Annotated in this window: 17 protein-coding genes; 8 read left to right on the forward strand and 9 right to left on the reverse strand. The window is 69.1% G+C overall.

The features are described from left to right. Positions 1-92: 92 nt before the first annotated feature. Positions 93-503 (reverse strand): hypothetical protein, encoded by a 411-nt coding sequence (locus E8M80_RS13115; RefSeq protein ID WP_137126145.1) that lies wholly within the window; start codon positions 501-503, stop codon positions 93-95. 199 nt (positions 504-702) lie between these two features. Here E8M80_RS13115 and E8M80_RS13120 point away from each other — a divergent pair, with 199 nt between their 5' ends. Continuing rightward, positions 703-2196, forward strand: coding sequence for an oligosaccharide flippase family protein (locus tag E8M80_RS13120; RefSeq protein WP_170979386.1), 1494 nt, complete (start codon positions 703-705; stop codon positions 2194-2196). Further along, positions 2184-3392, forward strand: coding sequence for a glycosyl transferase family 1 (locus E8M80_RS13125; protein WP_137126147.1), 1209 nt, complete (start codon positions 2184-2186; stop codon positions 3390-3392). Before E8M80_RS13120 ends, E8M80_RS13125 begins: the two co-directional genes overlap by 13 nt. Here the strand turns inward: E8M80_RS13125 and E8M80_RS13130 are convergent. From E8M80_RS13130 to E8M80_RS13140, 3 genes are all read right to left on the reverse strand, one after another. Further along, positions 3360-4490: a glycosyltransferase family 4 protein gene (locus E8M80_RS13130; protein ID WP_137126148.1), complete on the reverse strand. Its 1131-nt coding sequence runs from the start codon at positions 4488-4490 to the stop codon at positions 3360-3362. The genes E8M80_RS13125 and E8M80_RS13130 overlap by 33 nt on opposite strands. Next, positions 4490-5806 (reverse strand): O-antigen ligase, encoded by a 1317-nt coding sequence (locus E8M80_RS13135; protein WP_137126149.1) that lies wholly within the window; start codon positions 5804-5806, stop codon positions 4490-4492. The genes E8M80_RS13130 and E8M80_RS13135 overlap by 1 nt, the downstream gene beginning before the upstream one ends. A 112-nt stretch (positions 5807-5918) precedes the next feature. Then, positions 5919-9650: a chemotaxis protein CheB gene (locus tag E8M80_RS13140; RefSeq protein WP_137126150.1), complete on the reverse strand. Its 3732-nt coding sequence runs from the start codon at positions 9648-9650 to the stop codon at positions 5919-5921. 411 nt (positions 9651-10061) lie between these two features. Between E8M80_RS13140 and E8M80_RS13145 the strand changes: the two genes are divergently transcribed. After that, positions 10062-10418 (forward strand): response regulator, encoded by a 357-nt coding sequence (locus tag E8M80_RS13145; RefSeq protein WP_137126151.1) that lies wholly within the window; start codon positions 10062-10064, stop codon positions 10416-10418. A 557-nt stretch (positions 10419-10975) separates the two neighbouring features. Here the strand turns inward: E8M80_RS13145 and E8M80_RS13155 are convergent. The 4 genes from E8M80_RS13155 to E8M80_RS13170 all read right to left on the reverse strand — a co-directional run bounded on the left by E8M80_RS13155 (position 10976) and on the right by E8M80_RS13170 (position 13448). Further along, positions 10976-11878, reverse strand: a complete 903-nt coding sequence (locus E8M80_RS13155) for a PRC-barrel domain-containing protein (RefSeq protein WP_137126153.1) — start codon at positions 11876-11878, stop codon at positions 10976-10978. A 285-nt stretch (positions 11879-12163) separates the two neighbouring features. Continuing rightward, positions 12164-12328 carry a DUF1328 domain-containing protein gene (locus E8M80_RS13160; protein WP_137126154.1) on the reverse strand — a complete coding sequence of 55 codons (165 nt, stop codon included), beginning with the start codon at positions 12326-12328 and terminating at the stop codon, positions 12164-12166. Between the two features lie 106 nt (positions 12329-12434). Then, positions 12435-12638 (reverse strand): CsbD family protein, encoded by a 204-nt coding sequence (locus tag E8M80_RS13165; RefSeq protein WP_137126155.1) that lies wholly within the window; start codon positions 12636-12638, stop codon positions 12435-12437. A 90-nt stretch (positions 12639-12728) separates the two neighbouring features. Further along, positions 12729-13448: a response regulator gene (locus E8M80_RS13170; protein WP_240790019.1), complete on the reverse strand. Its 720-nt coding sequence runs from the start codon at positions 13446-13448 to the stop codon at positions 12729-12731. Between the two features lie 65 nt (positions 13449-13513). On the opposite strand from E8M80_RS13170, the gene E8M80_RS13175 reads away from it, so the two are divergent. From E8M80_RS13175 to E8M80_RS13190, 4 genes are all read left to right on the forward strand, one after another. Next, positions 13514-14005 (forward strand): sigma-70 family RNA polymerase sigma factor, encoded by a 492-nt coding sequence (locus tag E8M80_RS13175; RefSeq protein WP_137126157.1) that lies wholly within the window; start codon positions 13514-13516, stop codon positions 14003-14005. Between the two features lie 150 nt (positions 14006-14155). After that, a complete protein-coding gene (locus E8M80_RS13180; protein WP_137126158.1) occupies positions 14156-14803 on the forward strand; it encodes a sigma-70 family RNA polymerase sigma factor in 648 nt (215 codons plus the stop codon). A 6-nt stretch (positions 14804-14809) separates the two neighbouring features. After that, complete coding sequence (locus E8M80_RS13185) at positions 14810-15016, forward strand: NepR family anti-sigma factor (protein ID WP_137126159.1); 207 nt, start codon at positions 14810-14812, stop codon at positions 15014-15016. Further along, the gene (locus tag E8M80_RS13190; protein WP_137126160.1) at positions 15016-16764 is read left to right on the forward strand and encodes a sensor histidine kinase; all 1749 of its coding nucleotides are present in this window, start codon (positions 15016-15018) and stop codon (positions 16762-16764) included. The genes E8M80_RS13185 and E8M80_RS13190 overlap by 1 nt, the downstream gene beginning before the upstream one ends. 25 nt (positions 16765-16789) lie before the next feature. On the opposite strand, the gene E8M80_RS13195 is transcribed toward E8M80_RS13190, so the two are convergent. Beyond that, positions 16790-17680, reverse strand: coding sequence for a hypothetical protein (locus E8M80_RS13195; RefSeq protein WP_137126161.1), 891 nt, complete (start codon positions 17678-17680; stop codon positions 16790-16792). Between the two features lie 263 nt (positions 17681-17943). On the opposite strand from E8M80_RS13195, the gene E8M80_RS13200 reads away from it, so the two are divergent. After that, positions 17944-19425 carry an oligosaccharide flippase family protein gene (locus E8M80_RS13200; RefSeq protein ID WP_170979388.1) on the forward strand — a complete coding sequence of 494 codons (1482 nt, stop codon included), beginning with the start codon at positions 17944-17946 and terminating at the stop codon, positions 19423-19425. The last annotated feature ends 4 nt before the right edge of the window (positions 19426-19429 follow it).

The following is a 19429-nucleotide window of genomic DNA, read 5'->3' on the forward strand; positions in this document are numbered from 1 at the left end:
GCAGGCCCCTCGGATCCGCGCGGCGCATCACGATCGAATCTGGTGCTGCGATCGCTCCGGGCGAGCAGGTGGCGGGCGCGGTAGCGGCGCAGTCACCCCTCGTGTGGGTCTGCGCCGTAGTGGCCGCGCCAAGCCGCGATGTCCGCGATCCAGTCGCTGCCACGGGCGATGCGCGCGGTGTCCGACGCCGCGACGGCTCCCGCTGCGAGAGCGAGGATCGTCGTCGCCTCGCGGACCACCCGCCCGCTCTTCGTCGCGTCGTCCGGCAGAACGACGTGGCGTTCATAGGCGCGCCAGACGGAACCATCCGGACGCCGCAGCTCGACGACCTGCCGCAAGGTGCTGGCGCAAATGTCCTGGGACCTGGACACCCGGCCCCCGACGACCGGTTCGATGACCGGCTCCCAGGGATCCGGGGCGGTCGGCGGCACATGGGCAGCGTCGCCCGACCGCGACGCGTGCGGCGTCCAGGACGGTGCGGGGCGCTGCGTATCGTCGGTCATGGCTCGGTCAAGGCTCCGATCACCCTTCTTCCGATCCTCGGCTGCCCGCCCCCCCCTGGTTGTTCTCGGTTGCGCCGCAGCCATCGGTCGGAGGGGAATTCATGCGCAGCCATCGTGGCGCGACGAAGGCAACCGCGCCCTGGGTACTCGGTCGCCATGACGAGGAACGCGCCTGGCGAGCCGGGCACGCGGCGATCCATTGCGCGCTGACGCAATCGTCAGGGCCGGCTATGCGCGCGGCGCCGCCTGGGCGGTGCTCAGCGGAGGTGCATCGATCGTGCTGCCGCTCGCGGTCTTCGTCGTCTTTGCGCGAGCGCTCGGGCCGGAGGTCATAGCGCGATTCGCGCTGGCGGTGTCGCTGGCGGAGATTCTGAAGGCATGCGGCCTGCCCGGCCTCTACGAGGCGCTGCTGCACCGGCAATCGAGACCCGCACGCGGTCAAGCCGCTGCGCTGGCGGTCTTCCTCCTGATCGGCCTGCTGCTGCTGCCGCTGCATGGCGCCGCGCTCGTAGCGCTGTTTGCGGCGGCCGGCACCGATCCATCCGGCAGCGAGCTGCTGCTCCTTCTTCTGGTCGGCCTGCGGATTCCGATCGACCTCGCCTTACTCCAACCGCAAGCGGAACTCGCGCGTCGCGCGGCCTATGCGCGGCTCGCGGCGCGTGGCCTGGTCGGCAATCTCGGCGCCACCACGCTCGGCTTCGCCATCCTCGCGGCCGGGCAGCCGATGCTCGGCTTCGCAGCCTATACGCTCGGGATCTCGGTCGGCAATGCGCTGGCGACCGTTGTGGGGACTGGCACGCTCCGCCGGCCGCGATGGAACGGCGCCTGCTTGAAGGCGCTGTGGCCCGAGGGCCTAGCCGCTTCCGCCGTGCGCTTCTGCGCGACGGCGAACAACCAGCTGGATCAGCTCCTGGTGGGCGCCATCGCCGGGCCGCTGCCCTTCGCCCAGTTCAACTTCGCGAAAAGGATCGAGGCGGCCTTCGGAAGCCTCTCCGCCATCCTCGCCACCTCGCTGTTCCAGCCCGACTTCGCAGCGCGGGCGAAGGTCGCAACGCTTGCCGCCGGGCTGCGCCAAGCGCTCACCATCGTCGCAATGACCTGCGGCGCGGTGGCGGCCGGTTTCGCGGTGAGCGCCGACCTGTTCATCGGCATCCTGCTCGGGCCTGCCTGGATTGCCGCCGCGCCGGCCGCCGCGGTGCTGGCGGTCAGCGGCTATGGACGGGCGATCGGCAGCGTACATGCGGCATTGCTATCTGTCAGCGGTCGCAATGCGAGCCTGTTTCGACGCTTCGCGCTGACGATCGTCGTTGGCGCCGCGCTGATCGCCGTGGTTGCACGCTACGGGGCGCTGGCCAGCGCCCTGGCTGTCGCTGTGCAGATCCTCCTCGGCGTGGTGCTGCTGGCGGTGACGACGCGGCACGATGCCGGCGGGCAGGCGCTGCGGATCCATCTGGTACATGCGGTGCTGCCGTTCCTTGCGATGCTCGCCTTCGCGGCATCCGCCCGATGGACGGTGCTGGGTTTTGCCTGGACCGCCGATGTCCCAACCATGGGGTCGTCCATCGCCGCGATTATGGCTGCGAGCGCCGCGGCGGCGATGGTGGGATTGGCCTGCGGGGCCGCGCAGATGCGGCACGCCTGGCGTCCCGCGCCTGACGTGGTGCTCCCCGCGGAACCGGCATGGCGGACGTGATGCGGCCGTCGCCGATGCACCTTGTGTACCTGGTTCACGACCTCGGTGATCCCGCCGTCCTGCGTCGGCTCGACATGCTGCGCCCGCGCCTCGCCACAGCGGTCGTGATTGGCTTTCACCGCGCCGCGACGGCGCCGGCCGAGGTGGCAGGTTGGCCCGCCATCGGCCTCGGACAGACTGCGGATGCGCGGCTCGGCCAGCGCGTGCTGTCGGTGCTGCGCGCGCGCATGCTGTTGCGCCGGCTCCGACCGCAGCTGGCCGGCGCGACCGTTGTGATCGCACGGCAGCTGGAGATGCTGGTCCTGGCGCGGAGCGCACGCGACCTCTACGCACGCGATGCCGTGCTGGCATACGAGTGCCTTGACATCCACCGCCTGATGGTGGGGCGGTCGCCGGTCAGCACCGCGCTGCGCGGACTCGAAGGGCATCTGCTGCGGGGTGTCGATCTGTTGATCGTCAGTTCGCCTGCCTTCATCCGGGAGCACCTGTCCGCCGCACACGGCCTGCGCCTGCCGCCGGTCTGCCTGGTCGAGAACAAGGTCCTGCGAAGCGACCATGCCGCGCTTCCCGCGCCGGTGACGAAGCCGCCCGGGCCACCCTGGCGCATAGGATGGTATGGCGTGCTGCGATGCCGGCGCAGCCTCCTCCTCCTGGCCGCCCTGGCGCGGCAGCTACCGGGCCAGGTCGTCGTGGATCTGCGCGGTCGCCCGTCCCGCGCCGCCATCCCGGACTTCGACGCCATCGTCGCGGCGGCGCCGGGCCTGAACTTCCTCGGCGCATATGACCGCCGGCGCGATCTGGCCGACATCTACGGCGCCGTACATTTCACCTGGGCGATCGATTTCTATGAGAGTGACGCGAACTCACGCTGGCTGCTGCCGAACCGGCTCTATGAAGGCGGACTGCACGGCGCCGTTCCAATCGCGCTCGCAGCCGTCGAGACCGGACGCTGGCTGGCAGCGCAGGATGCCGGCATGCTGATCGAGGAACCACTCTCTGACGCATTGCTGCGATATTTTTCCGACCTGCGACAGGACGCATATGTGATTGCCGCGGCGCGGGTCGCCAGTGTCCCGCGTGGTGCCTGGCTGGATGAAGGCCAGGACGGCGAACGACTCGCAGCGGCGTTGCGTATCCGACGCCACGCGCGGCGCCAGGCCACCTCAGCCGGTCCGTTGGAGCCGACGCCCCGCTGAGCGATCGGGAACGACGATCGACCCCGCAACCAGCTTCTCCAGCCGATCGCAATAACCCTCGAGGCTATGGCTCGCCTCGATCCCGGCGCGCGCGTTCCGCCCCATCGCGGCCGCCGCCTCCGGATGGTCGAGCAGGTGGCGGATGGTTGAACGCAGACCCTTCACATCGTGCGGTTGCGTGAACAGGCCAGTGATGCCCGGCACGAGAAAATCGGGCGGTACCTCGGTGCGTGTCGCAACCACGGCGCGGCTCATCGCCATCGCCTCGGCGATGACGGCGTAGCCGCAGGCATGCCTTGCCGGATGCAAGGGCACGACGACGAAGCGCGCGCGGCGATAGAGTTCCCGCAGGCCGGCATAGTCTCCGTAGGACCGGATCTCGACATTCGCGGGCCATTGCGTGGGAACACCGGCGGCCGCGACCGGAACCCAGGTGCTGTCGGCGGCGATCCGGAGATCCACCGGGAGCTCGCGTGTCGCAGCGGCCAGCGTCGTGTAGTCGCGATTGGCCGCGCCCGCGCTGGCGATCGGCCCATCATGCGCGAAGGGAGCACCGGCAAAGTAGTGCGTATCCACGCCGTATCCGGTGGCGTGGCACCGCGCATCCGGAATGCCGAGGACGGATTGCGTACGCGCGCGCAGGGATTCAGACAGGCAGTGAAAGTGCACGTGCCCAAGGCGCCGCAGCACGGGCGCCAGCAACCGAAGCTTCCGCGACTCCAGGTGATGCCCGTGGAACATCATATGGATCGGAATGCGGGATCGCCGCGTGAGGGACAGGAGGGCGAGCGGGATCCCGATATCCTCCCCCGATGCAAGGATCGCGTCGAAGCCGTGCGCGCGCTCCAGCACGAGCGCCGCAAGGCCCAGGCGGGGCCATCCGAGCCGGCGCAACAGCTTCGGGATGCGCCCGCCCTCCTTCCCAGGCGACGAAAGGGACAGCAATTCGCCGCCGAAGCGCGCCAGGAAGGCCTGGAACTCCGCGCGCGGGCGCGGCGCCTCGTTCGCGGATCGCGGCGGGTGGGCGCCGGACAGCACCCAGGCATAGCGCGGCGATGCCATGCGCGTGCTGCCCGTCTCCGATCCGCATTCGTCCATCAGAGGCACGCGCGTGGCTGCCGCTGCACGGGTGCGCGCCAGGACAGGAGCGGCTCCCGGCTGCGCGTGGCGCCCGATCGCGCGACGCGGGCGTAGTCGGCCCCATAGGCGGCAATGACGAAGAGCAGGAAGGTCCCGATTGCAAAGGGGTAGGGTGCGTCCACCTCGCCGAAGGTGCGGGCGACGAGGCAAAAGAGCGCAGCGACAAGCGCAGCAGTGGCCGGCGTTCGGTCCGCCATCGCCAGGCGCAGCATGCGCTGGACCGCGAACGCGATTGTGAGCAGCAGCGCAGCAACGCCAAGCCACCCGACCTCGACCGCGAATTCCAGCACCGTATTGTGGAAGTGGAACCCCATGCGAGAGCCGATCCCGAAATCCCGCCAGATCGATTCCACCAACGGGTCCCCCTGCAGCCAGAAGGCGTAGTAGCCGGTACCAAGCAGCGGACGCTTGTCGATCTCGGCCCAGGCAGTCCGCCACAGAACGGTGCGACCCGTCAGCGTGGCGTCCTTGCCGAGCACTTCGGTCACGAAGCCCGTCATCGCCTCGCCCAGCGTGCCGTTCATCGCGAGTACCAGGACGACCACGACCGCCGGTGCGGCGAGAACGCCGAGGCTCGCCCCCAGCAGCAGGCGCTCGCGCGACCGCAATCTCGCGAAGATGGCCGTGAGCACCAGCACGCCGAGGGACGCGATGGTGGTCAGCAGCGCACCGGCTGAGCGCGCCATGAGCAGCAGCGGAATGCTCAGCAGGAAGGACACCACGGCGAGCAGCCTGAACGGCCTGCCCTGGCCGCGATCCATCAGTACCGCGGCGGAGAAGATCGCGAGCAGCGACATGAACAGGGCCATCGTGTTCTTGCCCGCGAAGATGCCCAGGAACACGGTGGCTCCGGTCATGCCATCCACGCCGTAGCGGCCGAAGGCGAGCGACAGCAGGGCACCGAACAGCAGGCTGACCGACATTGCCGAGACGAAGGCGCGCGGCCGAAGGAAGCCCGCCGCCAACGAGGCGATTCCGACGGTCAGCAGCAACTGGACCGCCGCCCGCAACGTGACCTGGGGCGCTTGCGACCACACCACCGAAAGCAGCGCGACGGCCGGCACGACCCAGATCCCGGCCGAGCGGAACACGAGGCGCATGCACAGGCTGGCATGCGGCGCCACGACCAGGCCCCAGGCCAGGAGAAACAGCAGTGCGCCCAGCGAGGACCCGCCGAGCGTGACGATCAACCCGATGACGCTCAGGACTGTCGCCAGCCACGCCAGGTCGGCCGCGGGCCCGTCGCGGCCGGTGTCGAGGCAATGCTGACGCATGAAATCGTCCTCTCCGCCGACGGGCGCGGCCTTGGCGATGGGCGGGCAGCCAGCGCCCTTCCCGACCTCAATGCCGGCGGGGCGTCAGGGTTTCCTGCTGAGCATCCGGGAGTCAGATGCCGGGTGGCGCAGAAGATTCGGTCGGCGATGGCTCGGGCGCGCGAAGCAGGCTGCGGATGGCGCGCGCCAAGTCCTCGAGCTTCGCCGGCTTGTGCAGTCGCACGCAGTTCGGCAGGGCGATGTCGCGCAGCGTTGCGGGCGATATATCGCCCGTCAGGATCACGGCCGGGATCCGCTGCCGCAGCCGCTCGCGCAGGGTCACCGCGACCTCGGGACCATCCATGCCGTTCGGGAGGTTGTAGTCCGCCAGCAGGAGATCCGGTCGGAGCGCTCCCTCCGTCACCAGCTTCAACGCGCTGACGCCATCGCGCGCGGTTTCCGCGCGAAATCCCTCCTGCAGCAGGAAGAATTTCAGGGCATCGCACAACTCGGGGTCATCCTCGACGACGAGGATGGTGGCGCCTTGAGAGACGTCTTTCGCCGCGTCGACCGCCTTCGGCGCTGCGTGAACGGGTGGCGGATCCGCCTCCGCAGACGGTAGCGCAACTTCGATCGTGAAGCACGAACCCTTGCCGACCCGCGAGCGAACTCCGATCCGGCCGCCCAGCAGCGCCGCCATGCGCCGCGCGATCGAGAGACCGAGGCCAAGCCCCCGGCCGCGCTCGCGTGCAGGGTTCGCGAGTTGGTGGTACTCGTCGAAGATCGTATCGGTGGCTTCGTCGGGGATACCGATACCGGTATCCCATACCTCGATACGAAGGTTCCTGCCACGTCGGCGGCATCCGAGCAGGACCTTTCCGCGCGTGGTGAACTTCAGTGCATTCGCGAGAAGGTTGCGCAGGATCTGCTCGAGCAGCCGCGGGTCGCTGTCGATCTTGAGGCTGCAGGGCACGACGCGCAGTTCCAGCCCTTGGGCCTCGGCGAGATAGGTGAATTCATTCCTCAACTGCTCGAACACGGCGTTGATGGGGAAGCGCACGATTTCGGGCCGAATGGTGCCGGCCTCGATCTGGTTGATGTCGAGCAGCGTGTTGAGCATGCCCGACATCGCGCCCAGCGTTTCGCCCAGGCGGGTGACGAACTTCCTTGCATCCTCGCTCTCGACTGTCCTGGCCAGCAGTCCCTGAAGCAGCGAGAGCGTCTGCAGCGGCTGACGCAGATCATGGCTGGCGGCTGCGAGGAAGCGCGACTTCAAGGCATTTGCCAGTTCCGCCTGCCGCTTCGCTTCCTCCAGCGCCTCGGCGGCGCGCTTGCGTTCGGTGATGTCGACGAAGGTGATGACGACGCCTTCCACTCCGCCACCCTCGGTCCGGTACGGCAGGATCCGGCGGAGCAACCATGAATCCTTCGCACCCGTGATTTCCCGCTCCAGCGCCGCGTGCGACTGCAGTACCGTCCGGGCGTCGGTCAGCAGGTCCGGATCCGCGGCCAGCAGCTTCAGGTCCCTGAGCGGCCGGCCGATATCGCCGGGGATCACGCTGACCACGTCCTTGGTGGCCGGGGTGAAGAAGCGGATTCTCAGCGCGCTATCGAGGAACAGCGTCGCGACATCGGTGCTGTAGAGCACGTTCTGCAGGTCGTTGGACGTCGTGCGCTGCCGCTCGAGCGTTTCCTGCAGCTGGGTGTTGAGGGCCGTCAGCTCCTCGTTCAGGGATTGCAGCTCTTCCTTGGAGGTGAGCAGCTCCTCATTCGCCGACTGATACTCCTCGCTGGCCGACAGCGCTTCCTCATTGATCGCCTTCAGTTCCTCGTTCGAAATCTCGAGGTTGTGGATCGCGCCCTGCAGCTCCGCGCGCGTCGCGTCCAGGTCGTGCTGCAACTCAGCCAGGTTGGGCTGGTCCTTCGGCGCGGCTGCGCCGTCGTTCTTCTGCGTTGCCTTCGGCTCCTCCACGAAGCAGACCAGCAGCAGCTCCTCGGTGTCGCGCCGCGCCGGCTGGACGTCGATGCTGAAATGGAGCGTCTGACCGTTGTGCTTCACCTGGCCGCCGGAAACCACGACCCGCGCCTTGTCCTGATTGACCTTCTGGATCGCTGCTCTGAGCTTCGTGCGCACGCCGCGCGGCGCCATCGCCAGCAGGTCCTGTGTCGGCGGCCCGGAGGGCACGCGCAGGAAGCGCTCGGTCGGCCCCAACGAGTAGAGGCATTCCTGCTTGTGATCGATGAGCACCGCCGCGGGGGCGAAGGCGTCCATGATCATCCGGCGGCAAAGCTCGGCATAGCTGGCGCTGCGCGCCGCTGTGTGTCCCTTCTCGGGTGCCGGGCCCGCACGCTCGCCAATGCCGGGACGAATCAGGAAGTCCAGTTCGCCCGGCCGTCTGCGACCGACATGCCTGTAGACGCGCGCCGCCTTGGATACGGGCTCGAAGCGGCCGCCAACGCTGCCGACGGTCTCTGCGTTGCCGAGCAGGAGGATGCCGTCCTTGCGCAGGGCGAAGTGGAACAATGCGATGACCTTCGCCTGCGCTTCGGGGCTCAGGTAGATCAGGAGATTGCGGCAGGACACCATGTCGAGGCGCGAGAACGGCGCGTCGGCCAGCACGTCCTGGACCGTGAAGATGATCATGGCGCGCAGCTCGGGCGTGACCCGGTAGGAATTTCCCTCCTTGATGAAGAAGCGCGAGAGCCGTTCGGGTGAAACGTCCGCGGCGATCGCTTCCGGGTAGAGGCCGTCCCGCGCACTCGCCACCGCGTCGGCATCGGCATCGGAGGCGAAGATCTGGATCCTCACGTTGCGTTGCGTCGCCGCGATTTGCTCGCGGAACAGCATCGCGAGGGAATAGGCCTCCTCCCCGGTGCTGCACCCCGGAACCCAGACCCGCATGGGCTGATCGACCGGCTGTCGCTCGACCAGGTCGGGGATGACGTGCTCGGCGAGGTACTCGAAGACCTGCTGGTCGCGGAAGAAGCTGGTGACGTGGATGAGCAGGTCCTTGGAAAGCAATTCGAGTTCGGCCGGATTGCTGCGCAGGAGTTCGAGATACCGGTCCTCGGCGCCGATCTCGAATTCGGCCATCGCCATCCGCCGCGCGATCCGTCGCCGCAACGTGCCGGGCTTGTAGAGGGAGAAGTCGTGCGGCGTCTTCTCGCGCAGCAACGCGACGATCTCGGGCACATGGTCTCGCGCCGGCCCGTCCGGCGTCGCCAGAATGGGCCCGGACGTCGGCGCTCCTCGCCGCTGATACTCGAGCAGTGCGGTCGGGATGTCGGCCACCAAGCGCACCAGATCGACCGCGCCGGTGTCGATGGCGCTGCGCGGCATGCCGTCGAACGCGGCCTCCTCGGGGTCCTGCGCGATGACCAGCCCGCCCGCGTTCCTGACGGCGGCGATGCCGAGGCTGCCGTCCGTCCCCGTGCCCGACAGGACCACGCAGGCAGCCTGGATGCCGGCTTCCGCGGCGAGCGAATGCAGCAGGAAGTCGAACGGAAGGCGCGCGCCGTGCCGCGCCTGCGGATCGGAAAGATGCAGGACGCCCTGACCGACGGACAGGTAGGCGCCAGGCGGGATGACATAGAGGTGGTCAGGTGCGATCGGCATGCCGTCTCGCGCCTGCAGCACCGTCAGGGGGGTGTGCGGCGCGAGTAGTTCGACCAACATGCTCTCATGCACCGGATCGAGGTGCTGGACCAGGATGAGGGCCATGCCGGACCCACCGGGCATGGCATGGAGAAGGTTCCTGCAGGCATCGAGGCCGCCGGCCGAAGCGCCGATCGCGACGATCAGGAGCCTCCCGTCGTCATCCGCCCGTTGCTCCGCCGAAGCCGGGCCAAGCGGGGGCCGCGGCATTGCGGCCTTTGCCTCGTGCGATCGGATTGTGGGATGCCGGGTGGGGTGCTTCAGGACGTCCTCGCATCACCATGTTGGATGGACAGCAGGCCAGCATGCCGATCTCCGGCGCCGCCAGCCTCCGCGAAACTGATGGATACCATCAATCTGGGCGGCGATCTGAATGCATTCGTGTAGGCTCGTCGGAGATTTCTTCCTGGTGCCAGCACCTGCACTGAGGCGTGAGGCGTGGTTTGCGATATAGTGCCCCGGCTTCGGCCTCGGCCCGCCGCAGCCGCCGGGGACCGGAATGAAGGATCGACGCAACAATTCCGCGCATTGGGACCGCGACACCTGTCGTGTCCTGGGTGCATCAGGAGGCCGCATGACGACATGGGTGCAAACGGGCGCGGCGCCGGGCGGAAGCCGCTGATGAAGCGTCTGCGCGTCATCGTCGTCGAGGACAACGCCGTTATCGGGATGCTGCTGACCGAACTGATCACCGCAATGGGTCACGAGGTCTGCGCCCTTGAGCGGACCGAGGATGATGCCGTGTCGAAGACCCTGCGATGCAGGCCGGATCTCATGATCGTCGATGCACAGTTGGGCAAGGGCAGTGGCGTCGCCGCAGTCGAGGCGGTGCTTCGGACCAGGTCCGTTCCCCACATCTTCATCAGCGGCGCCGCGGTCGATGTGCATCGGACCGACAGTATCGTGTTGCGGAAGCCATTCATCGAATCCGACCTGGCGCTGGCGATTGAACGCGCTGTGGGCACCGCCGCTGCCTGACGCGGCGACGGTGCGGCTGGCGCGACAGGCATCACGCCGCGCCGCCTTCCGTCCGGATCTGAGGACGCATCACCGCGTCACCGGCTGAGTAGCCCAGAAACCCCGGTGGGGGTTGCTGGGGGGGCGGACCCCGCACCCGCCGTCGCCTTTGGTCTAGTTGATGACCCGATCGACGGAGCGGCTGATGGATGTGCCGGGAGGGTTTCCGCGCCGGCCATCGGATTGCGCGGGGTAGGCCCCTGAATTGTTGGTCCCCGCCGCACGATCGACGGCGCGTTCAGCGGCCGTCCCAGGGGGATTCCCCGGGGTACCCTCGCTCGGCCCGGCGCAGCCTGCCGCACCGAGCAGCATCAGGCTTGTCGCGATGATTCGGAGGTCGGTCATGGGAATGTCCTTATGTGGGGTGTCGTGGCGATAATCCGGCATCGGACGAATGGTCTCCGTGCCTGACGCAAGTGCCGCCGGCCTTCTCGCACGACATGCCGGCATGCGTGTCGGAGCGACCGAACGGCGCGGGGTTGCCCCCGCGCCGTCCCGTGGTCAGCCGGCGGCGTAGATCACCGAGGACGCAGCATCGAGTACTCGAAGGCGGGCCGACGCTGGAGGGACTCCTTCGTCGCGCCCGACAGCACGATGTGCTCGTTGGCACCGTTCCAACGCAGATCCGCCAGCGGCACGGTGACCAGCCGACCACCCATGCCGAGGAAGCCGCCGACCTGGATGATGGCCACGGGGCCCGATGGCGGGGGGGCCACTGCCGGCGGCGCGCCCGGAACCAGGGGCACCGTCGTCGACGCGGCCGGCGCCGCTGCCGTTGCGGCCGAACGGGGCATCGACATGCCCGATGGCGGCGTGATGAGGATGTCCTCGACCTCGCCGATCGCCTCATCGCGCTCATTGTAGATGCTGGCGCCGATGATCTGGCTCATCCGCGGCCGCGCCACGATGGCGGAGCCCGCTGGCGCCAGTGCTGCCGGAGCGCCCGTCGCCGGCGCGGCGGCCGATCCCGTCGCGCGGTCCACCGCGCGGCCGACGGCCGTGCCCGGCGGGTTGCCCGGCGCCCCATCCGGGACCGCCGGCGTGGCCGCCGGACGGCTCGCCGCCGCGGGCGGTGTCGGGGTCGACTGCGCCAGCGCGATCATCGGCGAGACCATCAGGCCGGCGGCGAGGGTCATCGGCATCAACTGCAGTCGCAGATTCTGGTTGGGCTTCATGGACGTGTCCTTGATGTTGGAGGCACGCGCACCGCGCAATTGCGGAGTGCTCCCGACTTCAACGACGCTGGGGCAGCGAAGTTGCGTCGCTCGACCGCGACGATGGTGTCTGGCGCTCCGCCGATCGGGACCGGGCAGCTCGCCCGCTGGCGCGCCACCGGCCTTCGCCGGAACTCTGCAGGAATGCTGCCGTCTTCGACGACGCGACTGCATCAGCGCGCACCGCCGATCACGTTGTCGCGCCATGACGATGGGGATGTCGAGGCGAGCAATTGCCGGCGCGGCGGCGGACCACGAACACGACGGGATCCCTGGCCGGCGCGAGCACCGCGGGTGAAGCCGAACCCGAAAGGCTCGCGAAAGGGCAATGTCGCAACCCGAACCCACCAAGGCGACTGCCTCGCCCTGCCGGCACGACCCCTGAGGGCCCCGCGTGCCGTCCAGCCCGGTCGCTGCCGGGCGTCGCAGTTGCGCCGGCCCCGCGGGGGGGCTGTGCGGGGCCGGCGCGGCCGGTCGGAATGGTGGCTGTCTTCAGCTCGCCCAACCACGACCGACAACCAGGGAAACGACGAAGAGGATGAGGAAGACCACGAACAGCACCTTCGCGATGCCGCTGGCGGCCGACGAAATGCCACCGAAGCCGAGCACGCCCGCAACGATGGCCACCACCAGGAAGATAAGGGTCCAGTACAGCATGGCGCTCTCCGGAAAGGCTGTGCATCCGTAACGTCCGCTACCGCCCTCGGTGCGCGGCACGCCGCCGGAGGCAGCCTCCGGCGGCGCCGTCAGCCCTGCGACAGGGTCAGGAGGAGAGGCCGCTCTCCCAGGCCTTCACCTGCTCCTCGGCCTTCTCCTTCGCGATGCCGTAGCGCTCCTGGATGCGGCCGACCAGCTGGTCGCGCTTGCCTTCGACGACCGTCAGGTCGTCGTCGGTCAGCTTGCCCCACTGCTCACGGACCTTCCCGTTCATCTGCTTCCAGTTGCCGGCGATCTGGTCCCAGTTCATCGCGGTACTCCTCTTCCGTTGGCACCGCCGGTTCGGCGATACGTCAGGAACGCCAACGGGGTCGTTGGGTTGCGGCACAAGCCTCCGGGGTCACCCGATTGGCGGCCGGCCCGCCGTGATCGCCTGGTAGGTCGCCACGGCCAGCGCCAGAGGCTGGAAGGGCTTGGTGACAAGGAATGCCGGCTCGATCCGCTCCGCGGTCAGCAGCCGCTCGGGATAGGCCGTGACGAAGATGACCGGGACGGCCACGGCCTGCTGAATTCGCGCGACGGCGGCGATGCCGTCCCCGCCGCGCCCAAGGTTGATGTCCGCCAGGATCAGGCCGGGACGATGCCGTGCGGCGAGTGCCACGGCGTCTGCCTCGTTCGCCGTCACGGCCACGACCCGGTGGCCGCAGGCCTCGACCAGGCGCCGGATATCCATGGCGATGACGGGCTCGTCCTCGATGATGATCACGTCGGTCACGGTTGCGGCGTGAAGTGCGGCGCGCGCCGCCTCGATCTCGGCGCCGGCGTCCTCGGCGGTGATGCCGACCACCATCGCGGCGTCTGGCAGGCGCAGGTCCTCGAGCGCGGTGAGGAGCAGGAGCTGCCGCTGGCGTGCGGACATGAGTCCGCCCTCGCTCGGCGCCGGCGCAGCCTGCGAAATCGCCGCGTAGAGAGCCAGCCGCGGCGGCATGTCGGGGATCGCGCCGCGCAGCACCTTGGCCACCAGCGCGTCACCGCTGTCCTGCGCGCCGGTCAGAGCGCGCGCGTAACGTCGCGCCTGGGGCAGCGCGTGCCGAAGGTCCGCATGTCCGGACTCGTTCACAGTGTCGCCTCCGATGGGTTCGCGCCTATGGTCGTCGACATGCATGCCTCGCGCCGCGCCGTTGCATGACGGACGGTCCAGTCGATTTTCGCAATGCTTTAGTGGCGCTCATGCCGCAGATGCGCGCATTCGCGCGTCTCCTGGCTCGTGACCGGGCGCGTGCGGACGACCTGGTGCAGGATGCCGTCCTGCGCGCGATGACGCAGGAGGCACAATGGAAGCCGGGCTCGGACCTGCGCGCCTGGGTGTTCCGCATCCTGCGCAACGGATTCCTCGGCCAATTGCGCCGGGGCGGCACGGAACAGCGGGTGCTGCTGCGGTTCGACGCGGCGGCCTCCTCCGCTCCGGCACAACTCGACACGGCCGAGCTGCGCGAACTTGACCGCGCGCTCGACGATCTGCCGGCGACGCAGCGCGAGGCGCTCGTGCTGGTCGCGGCACTCGGCCTCTCGATCGACGAGGCGGCCGTGATCAGCGGCGTCCGGGCCGGCACGGTGAAGGCGCGTATCTCCCGCGCCCGCGCGACGCTCGCGCAACGTTTCCAGGGCACGGATTGACATGCGCGGCCGACCGCGCGGCGAGGGAGGCTGCATCGCACCGTCAATGCGTGAGACTTCGCAAGGTTGCATCGCCGCGGCTCGGCACCGGGATGCCACAATCGACAACGGGCGATGCAACCAACCGGCGGGCTTGTGCATTGAAGCCTCATGCCGCTGTACACAGACGCGCGCGCCCTGGCGCCAGGCCACCCCGTTCCTGCCGATGCGAAGGCGCCGGCGTGCTTTGCCGACGACCTTGTCGCCCTGCTGCCACGGCTGCGGGTGCAGGCCCTGGCTCTGACCCGCAACCGCGCCGACGCCGACGACCTGGTGCAGGCGGCGGTCACCAGCGCCCTGGCCGCGAAGGACAGCTTCACCCCCGGAACGAATTTCGGCGGGTGGATGTATCGCATCCTGCGCAACCGCTTCCTTTCGGACCGACGGCGGGCCCGCGAGACGGTGGATGTCGATGACGCCCCACCCCAGGCGCTGTCCCGCCCCGGCAACCAGGAAGACAACCTGGCGCTGCAGGAACTGCGCAGGCATCTCGCCCGATTGCCCGCGGACCAGCGCATGGCGCTGATCATGGTGTCCGTACAGGGCCTCAGCTACCAGGAAGTCGCGACGGCCATGGGCTGTGCCGTCGGCACTGCGAAATGCCGGGTCTTCCGCGCGCGGCGGCAGCTCGAGGTGTGGCTCCTCGGCACCGATGGAAGCCGGCGCGCGAAGGTGGTGCCGCTCACGGCTGGCGCATCGCCCGGGACGAAGCGTAGGCTGCCCGCCAAGGCGCCCGCTTCGAGACCCGCCGCACCGTAGGACCTGATGGACGAGAGCGAAGACAGCGGCGAGGACCCAGAGGCGCAGGTTCCAGGCGACAAGCAGCGCCCTCGCTCGCGTACGGCGCCGGCGCTGGATGATGCCTTCGACATTTGGCTGCGGCGGGGGCTGCACGCGATGTTCGATGAAATCGCGCAAGAACCCATCCCGGACGAGCTGCTGCGCCTGATCGAAGCGGATCGCCGGAAGTGATGCCGGGCGGCCCGCCAAAAGCGGCCCGCCTGCCCGCTGCAAGACGCTTCGTGCCGGGTCTCCGCGGCAGGCTCCTGGTGTTCATGATCGCGGCGTCCATTCCAATCATCGGCCTCGCGGGGGCCGATGCCTGGGGCGATTTCGAGCGTGTCCTGGCCGGCGCGCGCCAGGATGCGGCGCTGCTGCGGCAAACGGCCGCGGCGCGCCACGGCGCCGAGATGGACGTGGCGGAGGAGATGCTGCGGTCCCTGGCTGCCAGACCGGATCTGCTGGCGATGACGCCCGAAGCCTGCGACGCCGCATTGGCCGCCGCCCACGACCTATTCCGCGACCGGTACGCGAATATCTGGATCCTGGATGCCGGCGGCCGTTTGCAATGCAGCGCGCTGCCGGCCGAGCATGGGGTGGACTACAGCCATCTCGACTATTTTCGACAGATCAAGGCCGATCCGCGGGCCACGCTGGGCGGCTTCACCATTGGTGTCCTTTCCGGTCGTCACGTACTGCCGAGCGCGGCGCCGATGCTGGCACCGGATGGCACCCTGCGCGCGGTCGTCGCGACCAGCGTGGTTCTCGACTACCTGATCAGGACGCAGCGCGCCGCAGCGATCGCGGACACCCACCACGTCTGGCTGATCGACCGCGCCGCCACCGCGGTCACATTGACCGCAGCCCCGGAAAGCGCCCTGCCGGAAGCCGGCATTCTGGAACGCATCGCCAGCGAGGGCGCCCAGACTTTCGAGGGTCCGGCGCGTTCCGGCGGGACGCATGTCTGGTCCGTCGATCTCGTGGAGCCCGGTCTGCGGCTGATGGTGGGCCTGCCGATGGATGGCATCCGGCGTGCAGCGCGCGAGGCGCTGGTCGCCCACCTGCGCGACCTTGGGCTGTTCCTCGGTCTCTGCATCGCCGTCGTGCTCCTTGGTGTCGAGCTGACCATCGCCAGACCCATGCAGCGCCTTGCCGCGCGGGTGCGCGTCTGGTCGCCGGGTGATCCGTTCAGTCCGGTTGGGGGGACCTACGACCCGACCGAGGTGACGGACCTGGACACGGCGCTGCTGGTCGCCAGCGATGCAATCGGCAGGCGGGAAGTCGAGCTGCGGGAGGCGGTCGCGCAGCGGGACCTGGCGATGGAGGAAATGAACCACCGCGTGCACAACAACCTCCAGATCATCGCATCGCTGCTCAGCATGCAGGCGGACGGCGCGCGCAGAGCGGACGTCCGGGCGGAATTCGCCATCGCGCGGGATCGGGTGCGGGCGCTTGCGACATTGTACCGCCACCTGTCGTTGCGGGCGAAGCTGGATCGCCACGTGCTCCGTCCGTTCATCGAGGATCTCTGCCGACAGATCTGCGGGGCGGACTGCGCCGCGCCGAACAACCCCGTTGCCCTGGCAGTCGAAGTCGATGCGTTCGAGATCGAGGCCGACCAGGCGGATTCGCTCACCCTCCTGATCACGGAAGCGGTGAGCAACGCGGTGCAGCACGCCTTCCCGGACGGCCGGACCGGCACCATCACCGTCTCCCTCCGACGGGAGGGTGATGACGCGCTGCTCCGGATCGAGGACGACGGCATCGGCCTGCCCGCGGATGCGGAATGCGGGGCCGCACTGGGCCTGAAGCTCATCCGGGGATTCGCGACCCATCTCGGCGGAAGCGCGGAGATCGGGGGCGCGGGAGGCACGCAGGTCGTCGTCCGCTTTCCGATCCTGCCGGGCCAGGCTGGACCACGGAGAGGGCCGGCGGCGTGACGCCCGTCGCGCACGCCGCGGCAGGCTACACGGGATCGACGGGCCTACGGGAAGATGACAGCCGGGCCAGCGCGGGCGGCTCGCGCCCGAGCCGCCGGGACAGCCAGCCCAGCGAGACCTTTGCCGTCACGATCAGGCCGGACAGGAAGCCGCTCTTGAAGACGGACATGACGTAGCGGCGGCCGGTCAGGACCGGGTGGACGAAGACCTCGCCGCCAAGCCCCTGCAACTCGGATTCATGCGTCGGCGGCCACCAGTCGTAGCGGGTCAGCCGGCCGAAGGAAGCAAGGTCCCGCAGGCGGAAATCATGCAGCGCGAGTTCCGTGCCCACGAAGGCCTCGCCGATCGGCCATTCCCTGGCATGCGGCAGGTCATAGACGCGGCCTTGTTCGCGACGGCGCTCCGCGAGGTGACGCGCGGCACGGGCCGAGAACACCGCCGCACAGATCAGGCAGGGCCGGATCGCCGCGCGCGGGTAGAACCGCAGCATGGTGTGGGTCCACCAGTAGAGGTCGAGCGACTTCAGGATGGGCTCGCCGACGAAGTCCACGCCTTGCGCGCGACATTGCGCGATCAGGTCGTCGAGCCCGGAAGTCGGTACCGCATCGTATTCGACGACCGCGATGTAGTCGTAACCCGGGTGCAGATGCTGGAAGTAGTAGAGTGGGTAATCCGCATTGTACCACAGCAGAGCGCCCTTCGAGACCGCGGCGAAGCCCAGCGCGACGACATCGGCCTCGCGGTAGCGGATCACCCGGTCGAAATCGATCGGCCCGGCATCGTGGCGCGTTTCGTCGATCATCAGGAAGACGTCGGCCGACGGCGCGGCAGCGACGACCTGCGCCAACCTGCGCCGGACGAAATCATCGATGAAGAAGGCCTTGAACACCACGGCGTAGCGTCGCGTCGTCGTCATCGTGGTTTCCAAACCCCCTGGATCCGCAGGCGCTTCCACGGCTCGTTCTGCGAGGTAACGAAATTGCGATGGCTTCGGTTGCCCAGGAACCGGTCTCCCGTTCCCCGCCGGGCCCCGCGCCCATGGCCGCGACCCTTGCCTCGTGCCACGCAACCCGGGGCACCCGCAGCGGTTCACCTTGTGGTGCCGATCCCGCGGCCCGCGAACCATGGATTCTGCGCGTGCCAGGCGATGCTGCCCCCACTCCCGGAAGCGAGGATCGCATGATCGCGCCGAAGCCGCGCATGGCCGCCCCCGCGGCGCGCAAGGTCGCGCTCGGCGTGATGGTGCTGTCCGGCGCGAATGCCTTCCGGCTGGTCATCCAGTTCCTGCTGTTTCCCGTGCTCGCAAGGCTGCTGAGCCCAGCCGAATTCGGCCTCGTCGCGCTCGCCATGCCTGTGGTCTTCGTGGTGATGACGATGGGCGAGGGCGGGATGGTCCCGGCCGTGGTGCGCGCGCCCGACCCGCTCGGCCAGGTGGAAGCGACCATGTTCTGGGTGGCACTGGCCAATGGCACCGTGCTCGCCCTCCTCCTCATGGCGGCGGCGCCCTGGATCGCTGCCGCGCTCTCGCATGAGGAGATCGCCCCGATCCTGCGCTGGCTGGCACCAACGCTGGTCCTCGGCGCGCTGTGCAGCGTGCCCTCGGCGCGCGTCCAGAAGGGCGGGGCGACCTGGATTTTCGCGGTCGGCGAAGTGGCCGCGACCGTCGCCGGTGCGGCGGCGGCGCTCCATGGGGCGCTCGATGGATGGGGCGCCTGGAGCCTGGTGGCTCAGCAACTGGTGCTCTGGACCGTCAAGGCGGTTGTGCTGCTCTCCCTCGCCGGCGCACGCGCGCGGGCCCGGCCCGGCCGAAGGGCTTTCGGCTACCTGGTTCGCCATGGTGCGCCGATGCTGGGCACGAACCTGCTCGCGCTGGTGTCGCGATCCGCCGATTGCGTGATCGTCGGCCGGTTGCTGGGTGTCGAGCCCCTGGGCCTCTACGCCCTGGCCGTTCAGATCGTCCGCATCCCCGAGGCAGTGCTGGTGGGGCCGGTCTTCGTGTCGCTGCTGCCAGCGATCGTCCGGCTCGATGCCGACAGGCCCGCGGCGGCGCGTCTCTTCGCGACGGCGCTGCGGATGATGCTGACGTTCGCGGCTCCGATGATGCTGGGCCTCGCCGTGGTCGCAGATCTCGCCGTTGCGATCCTGTTGGGTCCACGCTGGGCCGGGACCACTTCGGTATTGATGCTGCTGGCACCGGCGGCGATGGCGCAGGCGGTCGGCTGGCTGTCGATGGCGGTGCTGCTCGGCCGGGGGCGGTCTGGCCTGCAGTTCCGCGTCGCGCTGCTCGGCACCGCCCTGACGCTTGCAGGCCTCCTTGCCGGCGCCGCCCATGGCCTGGCCGGCGTCGCCGCCGGCATCGCGGTCGCGACCTTCGCGGGGGGCGGCGCCTATCTGGTCGCCGCGATGCGGGAACTGCGCCTGTCGCCGGGCGCGCTGGCCGCTGCCACCTGGCCACCACTGGTCGCGGCGATGGTGATGGCCGGCGGCGTTATTGTGCTGCGGCGCCTGCTGCCGCCGAGCCTCGACGCGCTTCCGGCGATAGCGGTCACGATCCCAGGCGGCGTCCTGCTGTATCTCGGCGCGCTGGTCGTGCTGGCGCCGGCAACGCTCGCCGCCGATCTCCGGCGCTTCCGGCGGCGCGCCAGCCCGCAGGGGGGCTGAGGCA

The sequence above is a fragment of the Roseomonas sp. HF4 genome (assembly GCF_005222755.1).
Classification (GTDB): domain Bacteria; phylum Pseudomonadota; class Alphaproteobacteria; order Acetobacterales; family Acetobacteraceae; genus Neoroseomonas.

Bases quoted from the DNA above. Each gene is read 5' to 3' on its own strand.
- E8M80_RS13155 (WP_137126153.1), bottom strand. From the start codon at position 11,878: ATGGCGCGACAACGTGATCGGCGGTGCGCGCTGATGCAGTCGCGTCGT.
- E8M80_RS13185 (WP_137126159.1), top strand. From the start codon at position 14,810: ATGGACGAGAGCGAAGACAGCGGCGAGGACCCAGAGGCGCAGGTTCCA.
- E8M80_RS13175 (WP_137126157.1), top strand. From the start codon at position 13,514: ATGACGGACGGTCCAGTCGATTTTCGCAATGCTTTAGTGGCGCTCATG.
- E8M80_RS13165 (WP_137126155.1), bottom strand. From the start codon at position 12,638: ATGAACTGGGACCAGATCGCCGGCAACTGGAAGCAGATGAACGGGAAG.
- E8M80_RS13135 (WP_137126149.1), bottom strand. From the start codon at position 5,806: ATGCGTCAGCATTGCCTCGACACCGGCCGCGACGGGCCCGCGGCCGAC.
- E8M80_RS13190 (WP_137126160.1), top strand. From the start codon at position 15,016: ATGCCGGGCGGCCCGCCAAAAGCGGCCCGCCTGCCCGCTGCAAGACGC.
- E8M80_RS13140 (WP_137126150.1), bottom strand. From the start codon at position 9,650: ATGCCGCGGCCCCCGCTTGGCCCGGCTTCGGCGGAGCAACGGGCGGAT.
- E8M80_RS13160 (WP_137126154.1), bottom strand. From the start codon at position 12,328: ATGCTGTACTGGACCCTTATCTTCCTGGTGGTGGCCATCGTTGCGGGC.
- E8M80_RS13130 (WP_137126148.1), bottom strand. From the start codon at position 4,490: ATGGACGAATGCGGATCGGAGACGGGCAGCACGCGCATGGCATCGCCG.
- E8M80_RS13145 (WP_137126151.1), top strand. From the start codon at position 10,062: ATGAAGCGTCTGCGCGTCATCGTCGTCGAGGACAACGCCGTTATCGGG.
- E8M80_RS13195 (WP_137126161.1), bottom strand. From the start codon at position 17,680: ATGACGACGACGCGACGCTACGCCGTGGTGTTCAAGGCCTTCTTCATC.
- E8M80_RS13115 (WP_137126145.1), bottom strand. From the start codon at position 503: ATGACCGACGATACGCAGCGCCCCGCACCGTCCTGGACGCCGCACGCG.
- E8M80_RS13180 (WP_137126158.1), top strand. From the start codon at position 14,156: ATGCCGCTGTACACAGACGCGCGCGCCCTGGCGCCAGGCCACCCCGTT.
- E8M80_RS13125 (WP_137126147.1), top strand. From the start codon at position 2,184: ATGGCGGACGTGATGCGGCCGTCGCCGATGCACCTTGTGTACCTGGTT.
- E8M80_RS13200 (WP_170979388.1), top strand. From the start codon at position 17,944: ATGATCGCGCCGAAGCCGCGCATGGCCGCCCCCGCGGCGCGCAAGGTC.